The organism is Streptomyces sp. NPDC040610, assembly GCF_055594065.1.
The window spans coordinates 1,207,011-1,220,866 of the sequence record NZ_JBVIXA010000002.1 but is presented as its reverse complement, the minus strand read 5'-3'; the positions used below and the strand labels follow the sequence as shown (position 1 = coordinate 1,220,866).

General features: G+C 75.4%; 14 protein-coding genes and 1 pseudogene. 7 read left to right on the top strand and 8 right to left on the bottom strand.

The genetic code is table 11. The features are described from left to right. Positions 1-19: 19 nt before the first annotated feature. The 3 genes from ACZ6AA_RS11705 to ACZ6AA_RS11695 are packed head-to-tail and all read right to left on the bottom strand — an operon-like array spanning position 20 to position 2,018. Positions 20-691, bottom strand: a complete 672-nt coding sequence (locus ACZ6AA_RS11705; RefSeq protein WP_471457583.1) for a methyltransferase domain-containing protein — start codon at positions 689-691, stop codon at positions 20-22. Further along, complete coding sequence (locus ACZ6AA_RS11700; protein ID WP_471457581.1) at positions 688-1,329, bottom strand: TIGR04282 family arsenosugar biosynthesis glycosyltransferase; 642 nt, start codon at positions 1,327-1,329, stop codon at positions 688-690. Before ACZ6AA_RS11700 ends, ACZ6AA_RS11705 begins: the two co-directional genes overlap by 4 nt. Then, the gene (locus ACZ6AA_RS11695; RefSeq protein ID WP_468482326.1) at positions 1,326-2,018 is read right to left on the bottom strand and encodes a glycosyltransferase family 2 protein; all 693 of its coding nucleotides are present in this window, start codon (positions 2,016-2,018) and stop codon (positions 1,326-1,328) included. Before ACZ6AA_RS11695 ends, ACZ6AA_RS11700 begins: the two co-directional genes overlap by 4 nt. A 322-nt stretch (positions 2,019-2,340) precedes the next feature. Between ACZ6AA_RS11695 and ACZ6AA_RS11690 the strand changes: the two are divergent. Together ACZ6AA_RS11690 and ACZ6AA_RS11685 are read left to right on the top strand one after the other, a co-directional pair. Next, positions 2,341-3,228 (top strand): annotated as a pseudogene (locus ACZ6AA_RS11690) (response regulator transcription factor); the annotation flags it as partial. A 203-nt stretch (positions 3,229-3,431) separates the two neighbouring features. Continuing rightward, positions 3,432-4,547: a sensor histidine kinase gene (locus tag ACZ6AA_RS11685; RefSeq protein WP_468459590.1), complete on the top strand. Its 1,116-nt coding sequence runs from the start codon at positions 3,432-3,434 to the stop codon at positions 4,545-4,547. Between the two features lie 324 nt (positions 4,548-4,871). Here the strand turns inward: ACZ6AA_RS11685 and ACZ6AA_RS11680 are convergent, their stop codons facing one another. Both ACZ6AA_RS11680 and ACZ6AA_RS11675 read right to left on the bottom strand, forming a co-directional pair. Beyond that, positions 4,872-5,924 (bottom strand): NAD-dependent epimerase/dehydratase family protein, encoded by a 1,053-nt coding sequence (locus ACZ6AA_RS11680; RefSeq protein WP_468459589.1) that lies wholly within the window; start codon positions 5,922-5,924, stop codon positions 4,872-4,874. Positions 5,925-5,977: 53 nt separating this feature from the next. Continuing rightward, a complete protein-coding gene (locus ACZ6AA_RS11675; protein WP_468459587.1) occupies positions 5,978-7,027 on the bottom strand; it encodes a LuxR C-terminal-related transcriptional regulator in 1,050 nt (349 codons plus the stop codon). 606 nt (positions 7,028-7,633) lie between these two features. Between ACZ6AA_RS11675 and ACZ6AA_RS11670 the strand changes: the two genes are divergently transcribed. Both ACZ6AA_RS11670 and ACZ6AA_RS11665 read left to right on the top strand, forming a co-directional pair. Beyond that, on the top strand, positions 7,634-8,359 hold the full coding sequence (locus ACZ6AA_RS11670; RefSeq protein ID WP_471457578.1) for a hypothetical protein: 726 nt from the start codon (positions 7,634-7,636) through the stop codon (positions 8,357-8,359). Between the two features lie 200 nt (positions 8,360-8,559). After that, complete coding sequence (locus tag ACZ6AA_RS11665; RefSeq protein WP_468459583.1) at positions 8,560-9,624, top strand: PucR family transcriptional regulator; 1,065 nt, start codon at positions 8,560-8,562, stop codon at positions 9,622-9,624. A 64-nt stretch (positions 9,625-9,688) separates the two neighbouring features. Here the strand turns inward: ACZ6AA_RS11665 and ACZ6AA_RS11660 are convergent, their stop codons facing one another. Together ACZ6AA_RS11660 and ACZ6AA_RS11655 are read right to left on the bottom strand one after the other, a co-directional pair. Beyond that, positions 9,689-10,105: a CoA-binding protein gene (locus ACZ6AA_RS11660; RefSeq protein ID WP_468459582.1), complete on the bottom strand. Its 417-nt coding sequence runs from the start codon at positions 10,103-10,105 to the stop codon at positions 9,689-9,691. Positions 10,106-10,232: 127 nt separating this feature from the next. Further along, entirely contained in the window at positions 10,233-10,808 is a 576-nt protein-coding gene (locus tag ACZ6AA_RS11655; RefSeq protein WP_030358670.1) for a TerD family protein, read from the bottom strand. A gap of 243 nt (positions 10,809-11,051) precedes the next feature. On the opposite strand from ACZ6AA_RS11655, the gene ACZ6AA_RS11650 reads away from it, so the two are divergent. Beyond that, entirely contained in the window at positions 11,052-11,462 is a 411-nt protein-coding gene (locus tag ACZ6AA_RS11650; RefSeq protein WP_468459580.1) for a BlaI/MecI/CopY family transcriptional regulator, read from the top strand. Positions 11,463-11,470: 8 nt separating this feature from the next. After that, positions 11,471-12,472, top strand: a complete 1,002-nt coding sequence (locus tag ACZ6AA_RS11645; RefSeq protein ID WP_468459578.1) for a M48 family metalloprotease — start codon at positions 11,471-11,473, stop codon at positions 12,470-12,472. A 43-nt stretch (positions 12,473-12,515) separates the two neighbouring features. Here the strand turns inward: ACZ6AA_RS11645 and ACZ6AA_RS11640 are convergent, their stop codons facing one another. Further along, positions 12,516-12,971 (bottom strand): tellurite resistance TerB family protein, encoded by a 456-nt coding sequence (locus ACZ6AA_RS11640; RefSeq protein ID WP_468459576.1) that lies wholly within the window; start codon positions 12,969-12,971, stop codon positions 12,516-12,518. A gap of 172 nt (positions 12,972-13,143) precedes the next feature. Between ACZ6AA_RS11640 and ACZ6AA_RS11635 the strand changes: the two genes are divergently transcribed. After that, complete coding sequence (locus ACZ6AA_RS11635; protein ID WP_471457574.1) at positions 13,144-13,836, top strand: transcriptional regulator; 693 nt, start codon at positions 13,144-13,146, stop codon at positions 13,834-13,836. Positions 13,837-13,856 lie beyond the last annotated feature (20 nt).

The window sequence follows — 13,856 nt, the reverse complement described above, 5'->3', positions numbered from 1 at the left end:
CGTCCGCCCCCTCGCGCGGCTACCGGCGGCGCAGCGCCACGAAGCGGCGGCCGCCCGTCGACCACTGGTCGGCGACCTGCCAGCCCGCCGCGCGGGAGTGACCGAGCAGCGCGGGCGTGCCGATCCTGGCCCACGGGAACACCTCGTCGGGATCGGACTGCCCCCGGCCGTCGTCGAGGTGCACGCACACCCGCTCGTCGACGTCGACGGGCGCGGTCTCGGCGATCAGAAGACCGCGCGGCGCGAGGAGTTCGGCCACCCTCGCGAGCAGCGCGGCGGGGTCGCCCCCGATGCCGATGTTGCCGTCCATGAGCAGCGCGGTGCCCCAGCGCCCCTCGCCCGGCAGCGTCTCGAACACCGACCGGCGCAGCGCCGTCCCGCCGAGCCCCACCGTGTGCCGGACCGCCGCCTCGCTCACGTCGATGCCGAGTGCGCGCCGGCCGAGGGCGGCGAGCGCGGCCACCAGGCGGCCCGGGCCGCAGCCGATGTCGAGGACGGGCCCCGTGCAGTGGCGCAGCGCCGACAGGTCGGCCGGGTCGGGCGCCGCGCACCAGCGCTCCACGTCAAGCGGCAGCAGCCAGCCGTCCGTGCGGCGCAGGAACAGCGGGCCGCGCCCGGCGCGCAGCGCGTCGGCGTACGGCCCCGCGCACCACGAGGGGACCGCGTCCGGGGGCGGCACGACCGTGCTCATCGGCGCCCGGCCCCGGCCAGGCGGGCGAGTTCCGCCGCGAACCGGGTGTCCGGCGCTGCCCCCGCGACCGCCGCCGCGTCGGACGCCGTGTCGACGTCCCGCAGCACCGGCAGGTCCCGCACACGCAGGCCCGCGGCGGTGAGGCGGGCGCGCTGGACGGCCCCCGTCGTCGGCGTGGACATCGGCACGCCCCGCAGCAGCCCCGGATCGGGCGCGGCCAGGCCCAGTGCCCAGAACCCGCCGTCCGCCGCCGGGCCGAACCAGGCGTCGGCGTCGCGCCAGGCGTCCGCGGCGAGCGCGGGCGCGAGCAGCGCCGGGGTGACCTGCGGGGTGTCCATGCCGACGAGCAGCGCCGGCCCCGCGCAGGCGCCGAACGCCCCGGCGAGCCGCTCGTCCAACCCGCCCGCACACTGCGGCACCACGTCGACGCCGTCCGGGAGCCAGCGCCCCGGCGCCCCGTCGAGCACCAGCACACGCCGCCGCGCGGGCACGGTGAGCACGGCGTGCAGGGTGTCGACGAGCGCGGCCTCGGCGAGCCGAGCGGCTTCCTCAGGCGTGTAGGGCGGGGTGAGCCGGGTCTTCACGCGGCCGGGGACGGGGGCCTTGGCGATGATCAGGAGGGTGAGGTCGGGGGTCATCGCGTCGAGCCCTCCCGCCCCTCCCGCGTCGGTCGCGCCCCCGTGCCCGGAGGTTCGGCGAGTACGGCGCGCATGTCCCGTACCGCCTGCCAGGTGCCCCGCCACGTACCGGTGACCTTCGACTTTCCGGTGCGCGGCAGATAGGGCACGTCCCGCTCCTCGATCCGCCAGCCCGCGTCCGCGGCCCGCACCACCATCTGGAGCGGATAGCCGCTGCGCCGGTCCGACAGGGCCAGGGCCAGCAGGTCCGCGCGGCGGGCCGCCCGCAGCGGGCCCAGGTCGTGCAGGCGCAGGCCGGTGCGGCGGCGCAGCATCCGGGCCAGCGCGAGGTTGCCCGCGCGCGCGTGAGGTGGCCAGGCGCCGCGTGCCTGGGGGCGCCGACGGCCGAGGACGAGATCGGCGCGGCCCGCGGCCACCTCGCGTACGAACGGTTCGAGCTCGCGCGGGTCCATGGACGCGTCGCAGTCGCAGAAGCAGACCACGTCCGCGTCCGCCGCGGTGAGCCCCGCGTGGCAGGCGGCGCCGAAACCGCGCCTTGGCTCCCGCACCACGGTCGCCCCGAGCGAGCGCGCCAACTCCGCGGAGCCGTCGGTGGAACCGTTGTCCACGACGATGGCGCGCCAGCCCGCCGGGACGTGCGCGAGCACCCACGGCAGCGCGGCGGCCTCATTGAGGCAGGGGAGGACGATGTCGGCCCGCGCGGGTCGAGGCGGCGCGGCGGGGCGCGGGGGCGCGGAGGCCGGGGACGGGGGGTCGCCGAGGGGGCCACGGATGGCGGGGGAGGAGGGGTTCACGGCATTCACCCTACGAAGCGAAAAGGGGCAAAAAGGGTGCCGCGTCCTTACGAAACACGGACGCCGGATCCGCGTGGCACGGGGGCGACGCCGGGCCCTCGCCGACGCCGTCCGCCCCTGCCCGCGAGCGGCCGCCAGTCCTTACGAAACGAGGACAGCCGCAGGCCGCGGCGGCTTCCGGGCCTCGCGCGCGGGGGTGTGGTGCGAGGCTTGTCGCATGGACACAGCACCCTCGGGGTCCGGGGCCCGCGAGCCCGTGACCCCCGGCAGCGGACCGGGGGTCGGCGGCACCGCACCTGGCCCCCGCCCCGGACCCGGCCTCGGCTCCGGCACCGGACCCGGACCCCGCCCCGGCACCGGCACCGGACCCGGCTCTGGCGTGGGCGCCGCCCCTGGCCCCGGCGCCCACGTCCTCGTCGTGGACGACGACCGCACCGTCGCCGAGGTCGTCACCGGCTATCTGGACCGCGCCGGGTACGAGGTGGAGCAGGCGGAGGACGGCCCGGCCGCCCTCGAGCGCGCCGGTGCCCGCTGGCCCGACCTCGTCGTGCTCGACCTGATGCTGCCCGGCATGGACGGCCTGGAGGTGTGCCGCAGGCTCCGGGCGCGGGGGCCCGTGCCCGTGATCATGCTGACGGCTCGGGGCGACGAGGACGACCGGATCCTGGGCCTCGAGATAGGCGCCGACGACTACGTCACCAAGCCGTTCAGCCCGCGTGAGCTGGTGCTGCGGGTGGAGTCGGTGCTGCGCCGCAGTCAGGCGTCCGCGCCCCGCCCGCGCCCCGGCGGCTCGCTGCTTCGCGCGGCGGGCCTCAGCCTCGACCCGGAGGGCCGCCGCGCCACCAAGAAAGGCGCCGAACTCGCCCTGACGGTACGGGAGTTCGACCTCCTCGCGTTCTTCCTGTGCCACCCCGGGCGGGCCTTCGGCCGGGAGGAGCTGATGCGGGAGGTGTGGGGCTGGGACTTCGGCGACCTGTCCACGGTGACGGTCCATGTGCGCAGGCTGCGCGGAAAGGTGGAGGACGACCCGGCGGCGCCGCGGCTGATCCAGACGGTGTGGGGGGTCGGGTATCGCCTCGACGGCGGGGATCCGGAGCGGGGTGCGGAGGCGGATCCAGGGACGGGTGCGGACACGGCCTCGGGGCCGGGAGCGGATTCGGCCTCGGAGAGGGGCTCGGGCGCGGCTCCGCAGGCGGGTGGGGGCGCGGCTCCGCGGTCGGTTGCGGGCGCGGACCCGAAGACGGCCGCGGACCCGGCCCACGCGGTCGCGGCCCCGCACACCAAGCCCGGCGGGAGCCCCCCCCACCCATGAACGACATCCTCCTCATCGCCGTCTACGCCTTCCTCGGCGCCGTAGCCGCCGGACTGCTCGGCGCCCTCGCCCTGCGCCTGCTGCGGCACCGCTCCCTCGTCGTGTCCCTGACCGTCGTCGTGGCCGTGGCCGTGACCACGATGCTCGCCGGGACGCTGGCCGTGGCCTGGCAGATGTTCCTGTCCCGGCACGACCTGACCGTGGTCACCGTGGTCGTCGCCATGGCCGCCGCGGTGTCGCTGGCCACCGCACTGCTGCTCGGCCGGTGGGTAGTGGCCCGCAGCAGGGCGCTGACGCTCGCGGCCCGTTCCTTCGGCACGGGCGGCAGCTTCGCCGCGCCCGACGAGCCCGCGACCGCCGAACTCGCCGCCCTCACCCGGGAGCTGGAGTCGACCAGCGCGCGGCTCGCCGAGTCCCGGGAGCGCGAGCGGGCCCTGGAGAGCTCCCGCCGCGAGCTGGTCGCCTGGATCTCGCACGACCTGCGGACGCCGCTCGCGGGCCTGCGGGCCATGGCGGAGGCCCTGGAGGACGGCGTGGCGGCGGAGCCCGACCGCTATTTGCGGCAGATCCGCACGGAGGTGGAGCGCCTCAACGGCATGGTCGGCGACCTCTTCGAACTCTCCCGCATCCACGCGGGCGCGCTCGCCCTGTCGCTGTCGCGGATCTCCGTGTACGACCTCGTGGGTGACGCGCTCGCCGGGGCGGACCCGTTGGCGCGGGAGCACGGCGTGCGGCTCGTGGGGCGGCGCATCGACGCGGTGCCGATCGAGGTCGACAGCAAGGAGATGAGCAGGGTCCTGGGGAACCTGCTGGTCAACGCGATCCGGCGAACTCCGGCCGACGGTACGGTCGCCGTCGCGGCGGAGTCCTCGGACGACGGCGTCGTGCTGTCGGTGACGGACGGCTGCGGCGGCATCCCCGAGGAGGACCTGGGCCGGGTCTTCGACACGGGCTGGCGCGGCACCCACGCCCGTACGCCCCCGGCGGGCGCGGGCCTCGGCCTCGCCATCGTCCGCGGCATCGTCGAGGCCCACGAGGGCCGCGCGGCGGTACGCAACGTCTCCGGAGGCTGCCGCTTCGAGGTGGTCCTGCCACAGGCCGGACCGGCGTAGCGCCGCCCCACCCGCAGCCCCGGCGCGGGCCCCTGCCGCCCCGCCGGACAGCCCCCGAGCCCCGCCGAGCGCACCCCGCCCGGCGCGCCGCCACGCGAGCCCCGCGAAGGCGCCCCACCGCAGGGCCCGCCGCGAAGGCGCCCCCTCACCACAGGGCCTGCCGCGCAGGCATCCCGCGCCATGACGTCCGCCACGCAGGCGCCCCGCGCCACAGCGCCCCCCCACGCAGGCCCCCTGCCCCACGACGCCCGCCGCGCAGGCCCCCCGCCCTACAACCCCCGCCACGCAGGCTCCCTGCCCCACACCCCCCCGCACAGGCCCCCCTCACCCCACCCCCACCCCCGCGAACTCCCGCATCCCCGCCGCGAAGTCGACCTCCGGTCGCCAACCGAGTGTCGCCCGCAGCCGTGCCGAGTCCGCCGTCACATGGCGTACGTCGCCGAGCCGGTACTCGCCGGTGACCACGGGTGCGGGGCCGCCGTGGGCGGCGGCGAGGGCGTGGGCCAGCTCGCCGACGGTGTGCGGGTCGCCGCTGCCCGTGTTGTACGCGGTGAACGTCCCGGCGGCCGCCGCGTCCCGCACGGACTCCAGGGCCGTCGCCGCGGCCGCCGCCACGTCCCGTACATGCACGAAGTCCCGCCGCTGGCCGCCGTCCTCGAAGACGCGCGGCGCCTCGCCGCGGGCGAGCGCCGAGCGGAACAGGGCGGCCACCCCGGCGTAGGGCGTGTCGCGCGGCATGCCGGGGCCGTAGACGTTGTGGTAGCGCAGCGACACCGCGCGGCCGTCGGTCGAGCGGGCCCACGCCGCGCCCAGGTGCTCCTGCGCGAGCTTCGTCGTGGCGTACACGTTGCGCGGGTCGACGGGCGCGTCCTCGGCCACCAGGCCGGGCGCCAACTCCGCGCCGCAGGACGGGCAGAGCGGCTCGAACCGCCCGGCCGCCAGGTCCTTCTCGGCACGGGGCCCGGGCCGCACGACGCCGTGCCGCGCGCACACGTACCGCCCCTCTCCGTAGACGACCATCGACCCGGCGAGCACCAGGTCCCGCAGCCCGGCGCGCGCCATAGCGGCGAGCAGCACCGCCGTGCCCAGGTCGTTGCAGCCGACGTACGAGGGCGCGTCCGCGAAGTCCTTGCCGAGCCCGACCATCGCCGCCTGGTGGCACACCGCGTCGACACCGGCAAGGGCCGACTCCACGCCGTCGGGGTCGCGCACGTCCCCGACGACGAGCCGTTCCCCGGGCCGGGCCGCGCGCGGCGGTCCGACGTGCGCGGAGGCGAGGACCGCGTCGTACGAGACGACTTCGTGGCCGCGCGCGAGCAGCGCGTCGACGATGTGTGTTCCGATGAACCCGGCTCCGCCGGTGACCAGTACCCGCATGCCGCCCACGCTAGGCAGCGAACGGCCCGCCGGGCCCGCGCCGGGGCCCCGCGTCACCGTTCCGTAAGACCCTGCCCCGGGCGACCGTCGTCGCCGCGGCCGTACAGCGCGGTCGTGCGGACCCCCGCCTGGAACCGCGTCCGCACCCCGAGCACCGCCATGATCCGGCTCATCCGGCGCTCCACCGTGCGCTGGGCCACGCCGAGGCGGCGGGCGATGGCGCTGTCGGTGAGCCCGGCGCGCAGATGGGCGAGCAGCAGTTCGTCGTCGGGGGAGAGCCCGGCGTGGGCGGCCGGGGCCGGGGGCCACAGGGGCGTGGCCCGCTGCCAGAGGAGTTCGAAGAGGGCGATCAGCCCTTCGAGCAGCGCGGACTGCTGGAGGACCAGGATCTCCTCCTCGCTGGGCAGCACGAACGGCACGAGCGCCACCTTGCGGTCGGCGACGACCAGCTTCAGCGGTACGTCCGCGAGGACCCGGCTCTCCTCGCCGCGCTCGGCGAGCTCCCGGGTGGCCTCCACGCGGCCGGGGCCGTCGAGTCCCGCCTGGTCGTAGATCGCGCGATAGCGCAGGCCCTTGTCCAGGCGCTCGCGCTGCACGGTGTCCTGGCGCCGCAACGGCTCCACCACATAGGGCGGTTTGTCCAGGATCAGCATCTCGCTCTTGGCCATCTGCTGGGTCTGGAAGAACTGCTGGGCGATGGCCTCACGCCCGCGCAGCACCTGCACCGGCGAGCCCTCGCCGCGCAGCCGCCCGGCCCGGAACTCCTCGGCGAGCCCGGCCGCGGCGAGGCGCGCGTGCGCGATCTCCTCCTGGCGGCGCAGCGCGAGCACTTCGAGCGCCACGTCGGGCGGGGCCGGGGTGAGCCGCTCCGTGCCGTCCGCGGCACCCGTCAGGAGCCCCAGCTCGGCCAGTGAGCGCACATGCCCGCGCACCGACTCCTCGGTGAGGCCGGTGGCCGCCGCGAGGGCGGTGAGCGTCGAGCCGGGGGCCGCGAGCAGCGCGCGGTACACGCGCTCGTCGCCGGGGTCGACGCCGAGCCCGGTGAGCACCGGGGCGTGCGGGGGTGGCGAGGGTGGCGGGGTCTGCTCCGGTGTCGCGTCCATGCCACCGTCTTCCCTGTCCTGGGCGTCGGAATGCCGACAGTGGCGGAACTCCGACGCTCCCACGGGCACGGACCCCGGTACGGTCATGCCTGTCATGGATGCGGTTGTCATGAACGCCGAAGTCGCGTGCCGGAAGCGGCAGTCTGCCTGACAACGATTTCCGCGTCCACGGCATACGTTCCGTCTTCCGGCGACGCCGCGGGCCGTGCAGGGCCGCGCGCGGCGCGCGATACGAGACCGGCACGGGATGCCCCGGCTCGACGCCCCGCACGTCAGGGGCGCCAACCCCCCACTCGGGGCATCCCGCGCCACCTGCGCTCGCCGCCCACTTCGCGCGCCCCGGCCCCCTGCGCACGCCTCCCGCCCCGCCGGCTGCCCGCGCCCGTCCCACCTGCCCTGTTGGCTCACGGCTTGCAGCCGCGCGCCCGTGCGGCATCAAGAGCGCGTAAAGATTGCCGGAAAATGGCAGTGCGCCGAAGGGCATGGTCGCGTCAGGATGGGGGTGCAGGGACGGGGGGCGAGGGCCCGGGTGCCGGATCACGGAAACGAGATCCGGCACCCGGGTGCGTGCGGCTCCCGTGCGTGACCGGTCAAGGGGGCGGGGGCATGGGGGAGTTGATCGACGCGGCGGTGGGGTTTCCAGGAGTGGCCTTCACCTCCGCGCTGGCGGTGGTGGTCTGCTTCTGGCTGCTCGTCGCGGTGGGCCTGGGCCGGGCCGACAGCTTCGACGAGGACGCCGACCTGGGCGCCGTCGGGCTCGGCGGCGTGCCGGTGTCCGTGGCCGTGTCGCTGATGGTGGGCACGGGCTGGGTGGTGAGCCTCGCGGGCACCGTCGCGCTCGCGCGGACCGGCTGGACGGGGCTCGCGCACGCGACGGGGGACGTGGGGCTGCTCGTGGTGGCCGCGCTCCTCGCGTACGGGGCGACGCGCGCGCTCGTCCGCACGGCGGCGCGGGGCCCGAGTGGCCGCGCCGACCCGTCGCCGCGGGACTTCGTCGGCTCCGTGTGCACGGTCCGCACCGGCTGGGTCGACCTGGAGTCCGGCCGCGCCGAAGTGGCCGCCCCGGACGGGACCGTGGCTGTCGTCGAGGTCCGGCAGGACCCGTCCGCACCGGGGGAGCCACTGGCGGTGGGCAGCAGCGCCCTGCTGCACGCGTACGACGCCACCGGCGACTTCTTCTGGGCGGCGCCCTGTTCGGTGGCGCTCACCCCGGGCCGGACCCGCCCCCGCCCCGCCCTCGCCGCCGAGAACCCTCCCGCCGAACCCGTGGACACCGACCCCGCGGACACCGATCCCGCGGACGACCCCTGGCCGCACGCCGACTGCGCATGACGTCGCACCCGCGCCCGCCCCTTGGCGGCCGGGCGGCGACCGCAGGCGACGGGGGGCCGAGGCTCGCCGCCCCCGAGCCGACATCCACCAACGCCCCACCCCCACCCACAACCTCGCCCACACCCCAACCCCCACCCATTCCGCCCACCCACCGTGCGTTAAAAAGGCGTCAGGAACTGATCGGGGCGCGGGGGTTGCTGATGGGGAGTCATGACATACCGGGGGACTACCTGGACGGGTATGCGCGGATACTCGCCGACGCGTCCGCGAGTGGTCGCGGGCTGACCCGCGAGGAGTTGGAGTCGCGGCGCGCGCTCGGCGAGCGGGCGGCCGACGCCGGGTACGGGCTGCGGGCCCTGGTCGGCGCGCACCTCGCGGCGACGCGGGCGTACGGGACGGGCCCCGCCGCGCCGGTGTCCGCCGAGTCCCTGCTGGCCGCCGTGGAGCAGGCGGTGGACGCCTTCGCGGAAGGGTACGAACGCGCGCAGCGCCTGGCGATCCGTCAGGAGGAGACCGCACGGCGCGAGTTCATCGACGACCTGCTGCACGGACGCAGCGACCTCGGCCTGCTCGCCGAGCGCGCCGAACGCTTCGGCTTACGCCTGTCCTTGGCCCACGCCGTGGCCGTCGCACAGGGCGAGGGCGCCTACGAGGAGGGCGACAGGGCACCCCGCGCCGTCGAGCAGGCGCTCGCGGCCCGCTTCGGCGACCGCAGTGTCCTGGTCACCACCAAGGACGGCCGCCTGGTGTGCGTGGCCCCCGGCGACCAGGACGACGTCCTCGACTTCTTCGCGGAGCAGGCGCACACCGCCACCGAGGGCGGCCGGGTCGCGATCGGCCGCCCGCAGCCCGGTCCGGGCGGCGTCGTCCAGTCGTACGAGGAGGCGCTGGGCGCCCTGGACCTCGCCGCGCGACTGGGCCTGGCCGCGCCCGTCCTGCGCGCCGCCGACCTCCTCGTCTACCCGGTCCTGACCCGCGACCGGCAGGCCATGGCCGACCTGGTCCTGAACACCCTCGGCCCGCTGCGGGGGACCCGGGGCGGCGCCGAGCCCCTCATCGAGACGCTGTCGGCCTACTTCGACACCGGCTGCGTCGCGGCCCAGGCGGCCCGACGCCTGAACCTCAGCGTGCGCGCCCTGACGTACCGCCTGGACCGCATCCACCGCCTCACCGGCACCAACCCGGCCGACCCCCTGCACCGCTACACACTCCAGACGGCGGTGATCGGAGCGCGCCTGCTGGACTGGCCGGAGCGCCCGTTCTGACACCGCGCGGACGGCATCGTGCCTACGGGGTGCGGCACTCCGCCCACGCGGTAAGGCCCTCCGCCTACGCCGACGGTCCGAGCCGCGGTATCTCGATGGCGGGGCACCGGTCCATGACCATGTCGAGGCCCGCGGCGCGCGTGCGTTCGTACGCCGCCTCGTCGATGACGTCGAGCTGGAACCACACGGCCTTCGCGCCGATGGCGACCGCCTCGTCGGCGACGGCGCCTGCGAGGTCGCTGTTCACGAACACGTCCACGACGTCGACGTCGAAGGGGATCTCCGCCAGCGAGGCGTACCCCTTCTCGCCGTGCACCGTCTCCGCCTTCGGGTGGACCGGCACGATCCGCTTGCCGTACCGCTGAAGCACCTCGGCGACGCCGTGCGCGGCGCGCCGCTCGTTGTTCGACAGGCCGACGACGGCCCAGGTGTCACCGAGTCCGGTGAGGATCCTGCGGACGGTGGCGGGGTCGCCGTACATGTCGGGCCTCCAGGGGTGTCGTCGGTCTCACTACGCCAACGGCGGCGCGGTCCGGGGGATTCCCGGGCCGCGCCGCCGTCGGGTCCGGGCGGTCGGCCGTCGTGTCCGCGGCGCCGCCGGGCGGGCGTCAGACGTTGACGCCGAAGTCCGATGCGATGCCGCGCAGGCCGCTCGCGTAACCCTGGCCGACGGCACGGAACTTCCACTCGGCGCCGTGGCGGTAGAGCTCGCCGAAGACCATCGCGGTCTCCGTCGACGCGTCCTCGGAGAGGTCGTAGCGGGCGATCTCCTGGTTGTCCGCCTGGTTCACCACGCGGATGAAGGCGTTGCGGACCTGGCCGAAGCTCTGGCCGCGGTTCTCCGCGTCGTGGATCGACACCGGGAACACGATCTTCGTGATCTGCGGGGGCACCCCGGCGAGGTTGACCTTCACGGCCTCGTCGTCGCCCTCGCCCTCACCGGTGAGGTTGTCGCCCGTGTGCTCCACGGAGCCGTCGGGGCTCGTGAGGTTGTTGTAGAAGATGAAGTGCTGGTCGGAGACGACCTTGCCGGAGTCGTCGCAGAGCAGCGCGCTGGCGTCGAGGTCGTAGTCCGTGCCGGTGGTGGTCCGCACGTCCCAGCCCAGGCCGATCAGCACGGCCGTGAGGCCGGGCGCCTCCTTGCTCAGCGAGACATTGCCGCCCTTGGAGAGGGAAACTCCCACGTGTCCTCCTGTGGTCCGCTACCGAGATTCGCTCCCGGCCGTGGTCAGGACCGGGACTTAGAATCTACATGAGTGTAGAAGCGCCCGAAGGGGGTACAGCCCCTTCCGGCCGTTACGATGTGGCGCTCCCTATGAGACGTACGCGACATACGTGATGTATGTGGTGCGAGGGGGCGCGAGACGACGGAAGCACGCGCGGCGGCGGCAGGCGCGGCACACCGCGAAGGGAGGCGAGGACACGGCATGACGCAGCACGCAGACGGGTCGCGGGAGCCGCGTCCGCGCAGGCGCGGGCAGGGCGAGCTGGAGGCCCAGGTGCTCGCGGCGCTGCACGGCGCGCGCGGCCCTGTGAGCGCGGCCTGGGTGCAGGAGCGCATCGGCGGCGACCTCGCGTACACGACGGTCATGACGATTCTCACGCGCCTGCTCGCCAAGAACGTGGTGACACGTGAACGCGCGGGCCGCTCCTTCGTGTGGCGGTCCACCGCCGACGAGGCGGGGCTCGCCGCGCTGCGCATGCGCAAGGTCCTCGACGGCGAGAGTGACCGCTCGGCGGTGCTCGCCAGCTTCGTCACCACCCTGTCCGCCGACGACGAGCGGCTGCTGCGCGATCTGCTCGGCGAGGCGGGCGGCGGCGCCGGCGCGGAGGACTGACCGGACGCATGGGGCTCTTCGTCTTCCTGCCGCTCGTGCTGCCGCTGAGCGCCTGGCCGGTCGCCCGGCTCGCCGCCCAGCATCTGCACCCGCGCACCGCCACCCGCCTGCTGACCGCACTGGCCGCCGTGATGGCCCTGTGCAGCACACTCTGCCTGGCCCTGCTCATGGTCGTCGGCACCGCCCAACTCCCCGGCAACCCGCTGCCCGACGGCTGGTCGGACCCGGAGGTCCGCGCCGCGCTGCCCTACGACGAGGTCGCGGGCCGGGCGGCGATCCCGGCGCTGACGCTCGTCTGCGCGGCGCTGGCGCGCACGCTGTGGCGGCATGTGACGGTACGACGCCGGGGGTGGCGGGCGCTCGCCGGGCTGCCCGGGACGTCGGTGGCCGTGCTGCCGGACGCGACCGAGGCGTACGCCTACGCGCTGCCCGGGAAGGAGCGGCGGGCCAGGGGTCGTTTGCTGCCTCGACGTCGGCCCGGGGGCCGGAGCGCGCCGCACGGGCGCGTCGTCGTCAGCCGTGCGCTGCTCGACCGGCTCCAACCCGACGAACGGCGCGCCCTGTTCGCGCACGAGCGGGCCCATCTCGCCGCGCGCCACCACCGGTTCCTGTTGGTGACGCAGTTGGCGGCGCGCGCCAACCCGTTCCTGCGGCCGCTGCGCACGGCCACCGCGTACACCGCCGAGCGGTGGGCCGACGAGGAGGCCGCGGCGGTCGTACGGGATCGGCGTGTGGTGGCGCGTGCCATCGGCAAGGCCGCACTCGCGCGCCCCCGGACGGCCGGGCCCGCGCTCGCGGGACTCGCGGGTCTCGCCGCGGCGGGCCCGGTGCCGCGCCGCGTCGCCGCCCTGCTCGGCCCCGCGCCCGCGGCCCGCACCCGGCCCTCGCTGTTCACCGCGATGGGCCTCGCGCTCTGGGGCGCCGCGTGCGGCACCGCCGTGTCCGCGATGTCCTCGGCGAACGCGGCCGTGACGATGGTGCTCGTCCTGCGGGCCGCCACGCCGCTGTGACGCGCCGATCCCGCGGGTCCGGACGCGCGGCCCTGAGGAACCGTCAGAGGTCGAACTCGTGCGGCGGCAGGTCGAGGGCGAAGCACGCCTCGCGCACCACGGCCTGCTCGTCCTTGTCGAAGTCGCCGTCGGCGCCGCCGATGACGATGCCGATCTGGATGACGGCACGCGCCTCGGCGGGCTTCTTCTTGGCCTTGGCGACCTCCTGCAACACGCTCACCTTGCCGAACGCGAAGTCGGCCGTGAGCTTGTCCACGTACGCGTCGAAGCGGCGTCGCAGGTCGTCCGCGTCGAAGTTCTGCAGCACCTCGTTGGTGGCGATCAGCTGCGCGACGCGCTGGCGCTCGGCGGCGTCCACGGTGCCGTCGGCGGCCGCGACCAGCGCGCACATCGCCATGCTGGAGTCGCGGAAGGCCCCGCTCGTGAGGTCGTTCTTCTTCGCCGTCAGCTGCGCCTGCATCGTCGACGCGGATTCCTTCAAGCGGTCCCACAGGGCCATGGAAAAACTCCATCAGTTGGTGCCGGCGGTTGTGGCCAGCTAATTTCTACAGCACTGTAGAAGTTAACATCCGCGGCAGCCGTACCGAAATGTGCGGTTGGCCGTGTGAGTCATGTATGTCACTTGTGTTTCATGGGTTCCGTAGGTTCCGTACGCACGGAAAGGCCGACCGATGACACCGACGCCCCGCGAGCGCCCGCACGGCACGGCGCGCGAACTCCTGGACGGCGCCACGGCGGAGCTGGCCCCGAAGCCGCACGCCAATCCGCTGGTGCCCCTCGTCGCGGACGGCGGCGCCGACCGGCGCGCGCTCGCCGCGCTCGCCCTGGAGCAGTGCCGGGTCATCCCGGCCGACCGCCGCTCCTTCCTGCACCTGGCCGCCCGCTCCGCCGACGCGGGCCTGCCCGCCTGCGCGGCCTTCTTCGCGGGGCTCGCCGAGGGCGAGGCGGTCGCCCTCGACCGGCTCGGCCCGCTGCTCACCGCCTGCGGGGTGGACGCGGAGCAGGCGGAGGCGTACGTCCCGACAGCGGGCTGCCAGGCCTATCCCGCGTACGTGGCCTGGCTCGCCCTGAACGCCGAACCGGCCGACGCCGTGCTCGCCCTGACCGCCAACTTCGCGGCGTGGGGCGGCTACTGCGGCGCGCTCGCGGACGCGCTGCGCGGGCACTACGGCTTCTCCGACGAGGCCTGCGGCTTCTTCGACTTCTTCGCCGGACCCGCGCCCGACCTCGACCGCGCGACCCTCGCCGCGCTCCAGGAGGGCATCGACCTGGAGCGCCTCACGCCCGCGACGGCACTGCGGCAGGGGCGGCTGCTCCAGGACTACGAGGAGATGTTCTGGGGGACGCTGGCAGAGCTCGCGTGAGGGCGCCCCGGCGTGCGGAA

Coding starts and splice junctions, on each gene's coding strand:
- ACZ6AA_RS11705 (WP_471457583.1), bottom strand. CDS start 691: ATGAGCACGGTCGTGCCGCCCCCGGACGCGGTCCCCTCGTGGTGCGCG.
- ACZ6AA_RS11700 (WP_471457581.1), bottom strand. CDS start 1,329: ATGACCCCCGACCTCACCCTCCTGATCATCGCCAAGGCCCCCGTCCCC.
- ACZ6AA_RS11685 (WP_468459590.1), top strand. CDS start 3,432: ATGAACGACATCCTCCTCATCGCCGTCTACGCCTTCCTCGGCGCCGTA.
- ACZ6AA_RS11680 (WP_468459589.1), bottom strand. CDS start 5,924: ATGCGGGTACTGGTCACCGGCGGAGCCGGGTTCATCGGAACACACATC.
- ACZ6AA_RS11675 (WP_468459587.1), bottom strand. CDS start 7,027: ATGGACGCGACACCGGAGCAGACCCCGCCACCCTCGCCACCCCCGCAC.
- ACZ6AA_RS11670 (WP_471457578.1), top strand. CDS start 7,634: ATGGGGGAGTTGATCGACGCGGCGGTGGGGTTTCCAGGAGTGGCCTTC.
- ACZ6AA_RS11665 (WP_468459583.1), top strand. CDS start 8,560: ATGGGGAGTCATGACATACCGGGGGACTACCTGGACGGGTATGCGCGG.
- ACZ6AA_RS11660 (WP_468459582.1), bottom strand. CDS start 10,105: ATGTACGGCGACCCCGCCACCGTCCGCAGGATCCTCACCGGACTCGGT.
- ACZ6AA_RS11650 (WP_468459580.1), top strand. CDS start 11,052: ATGACGCAGCACGCAGACGGGTCGCGGGAGCCGCGTCCGCGCAGGCGC.
- ACZ6AA_RS11645 (WP_468459578.1), top strand. CDS start 11,471: ATGGGGCTCTTCGTCTTCCTGCCGCTCGTGCTGCCGCTGAGCGCCTGG.
- ACZ6AA_RS11640 (WP_468459576.1), bottom strand. CDS start 12,971: ATGGCCCTGTGGGACCGCTTGAAGGAATCCGCGTCGACGATGCAGGCG.
- ACZ6AA_RS11635 (WP_471457574.1), top strand. CDS start 13,144: ATGACACCGACGCCCCGCGAGCGCCCGCACGGCACGGCGCGCGAACTC.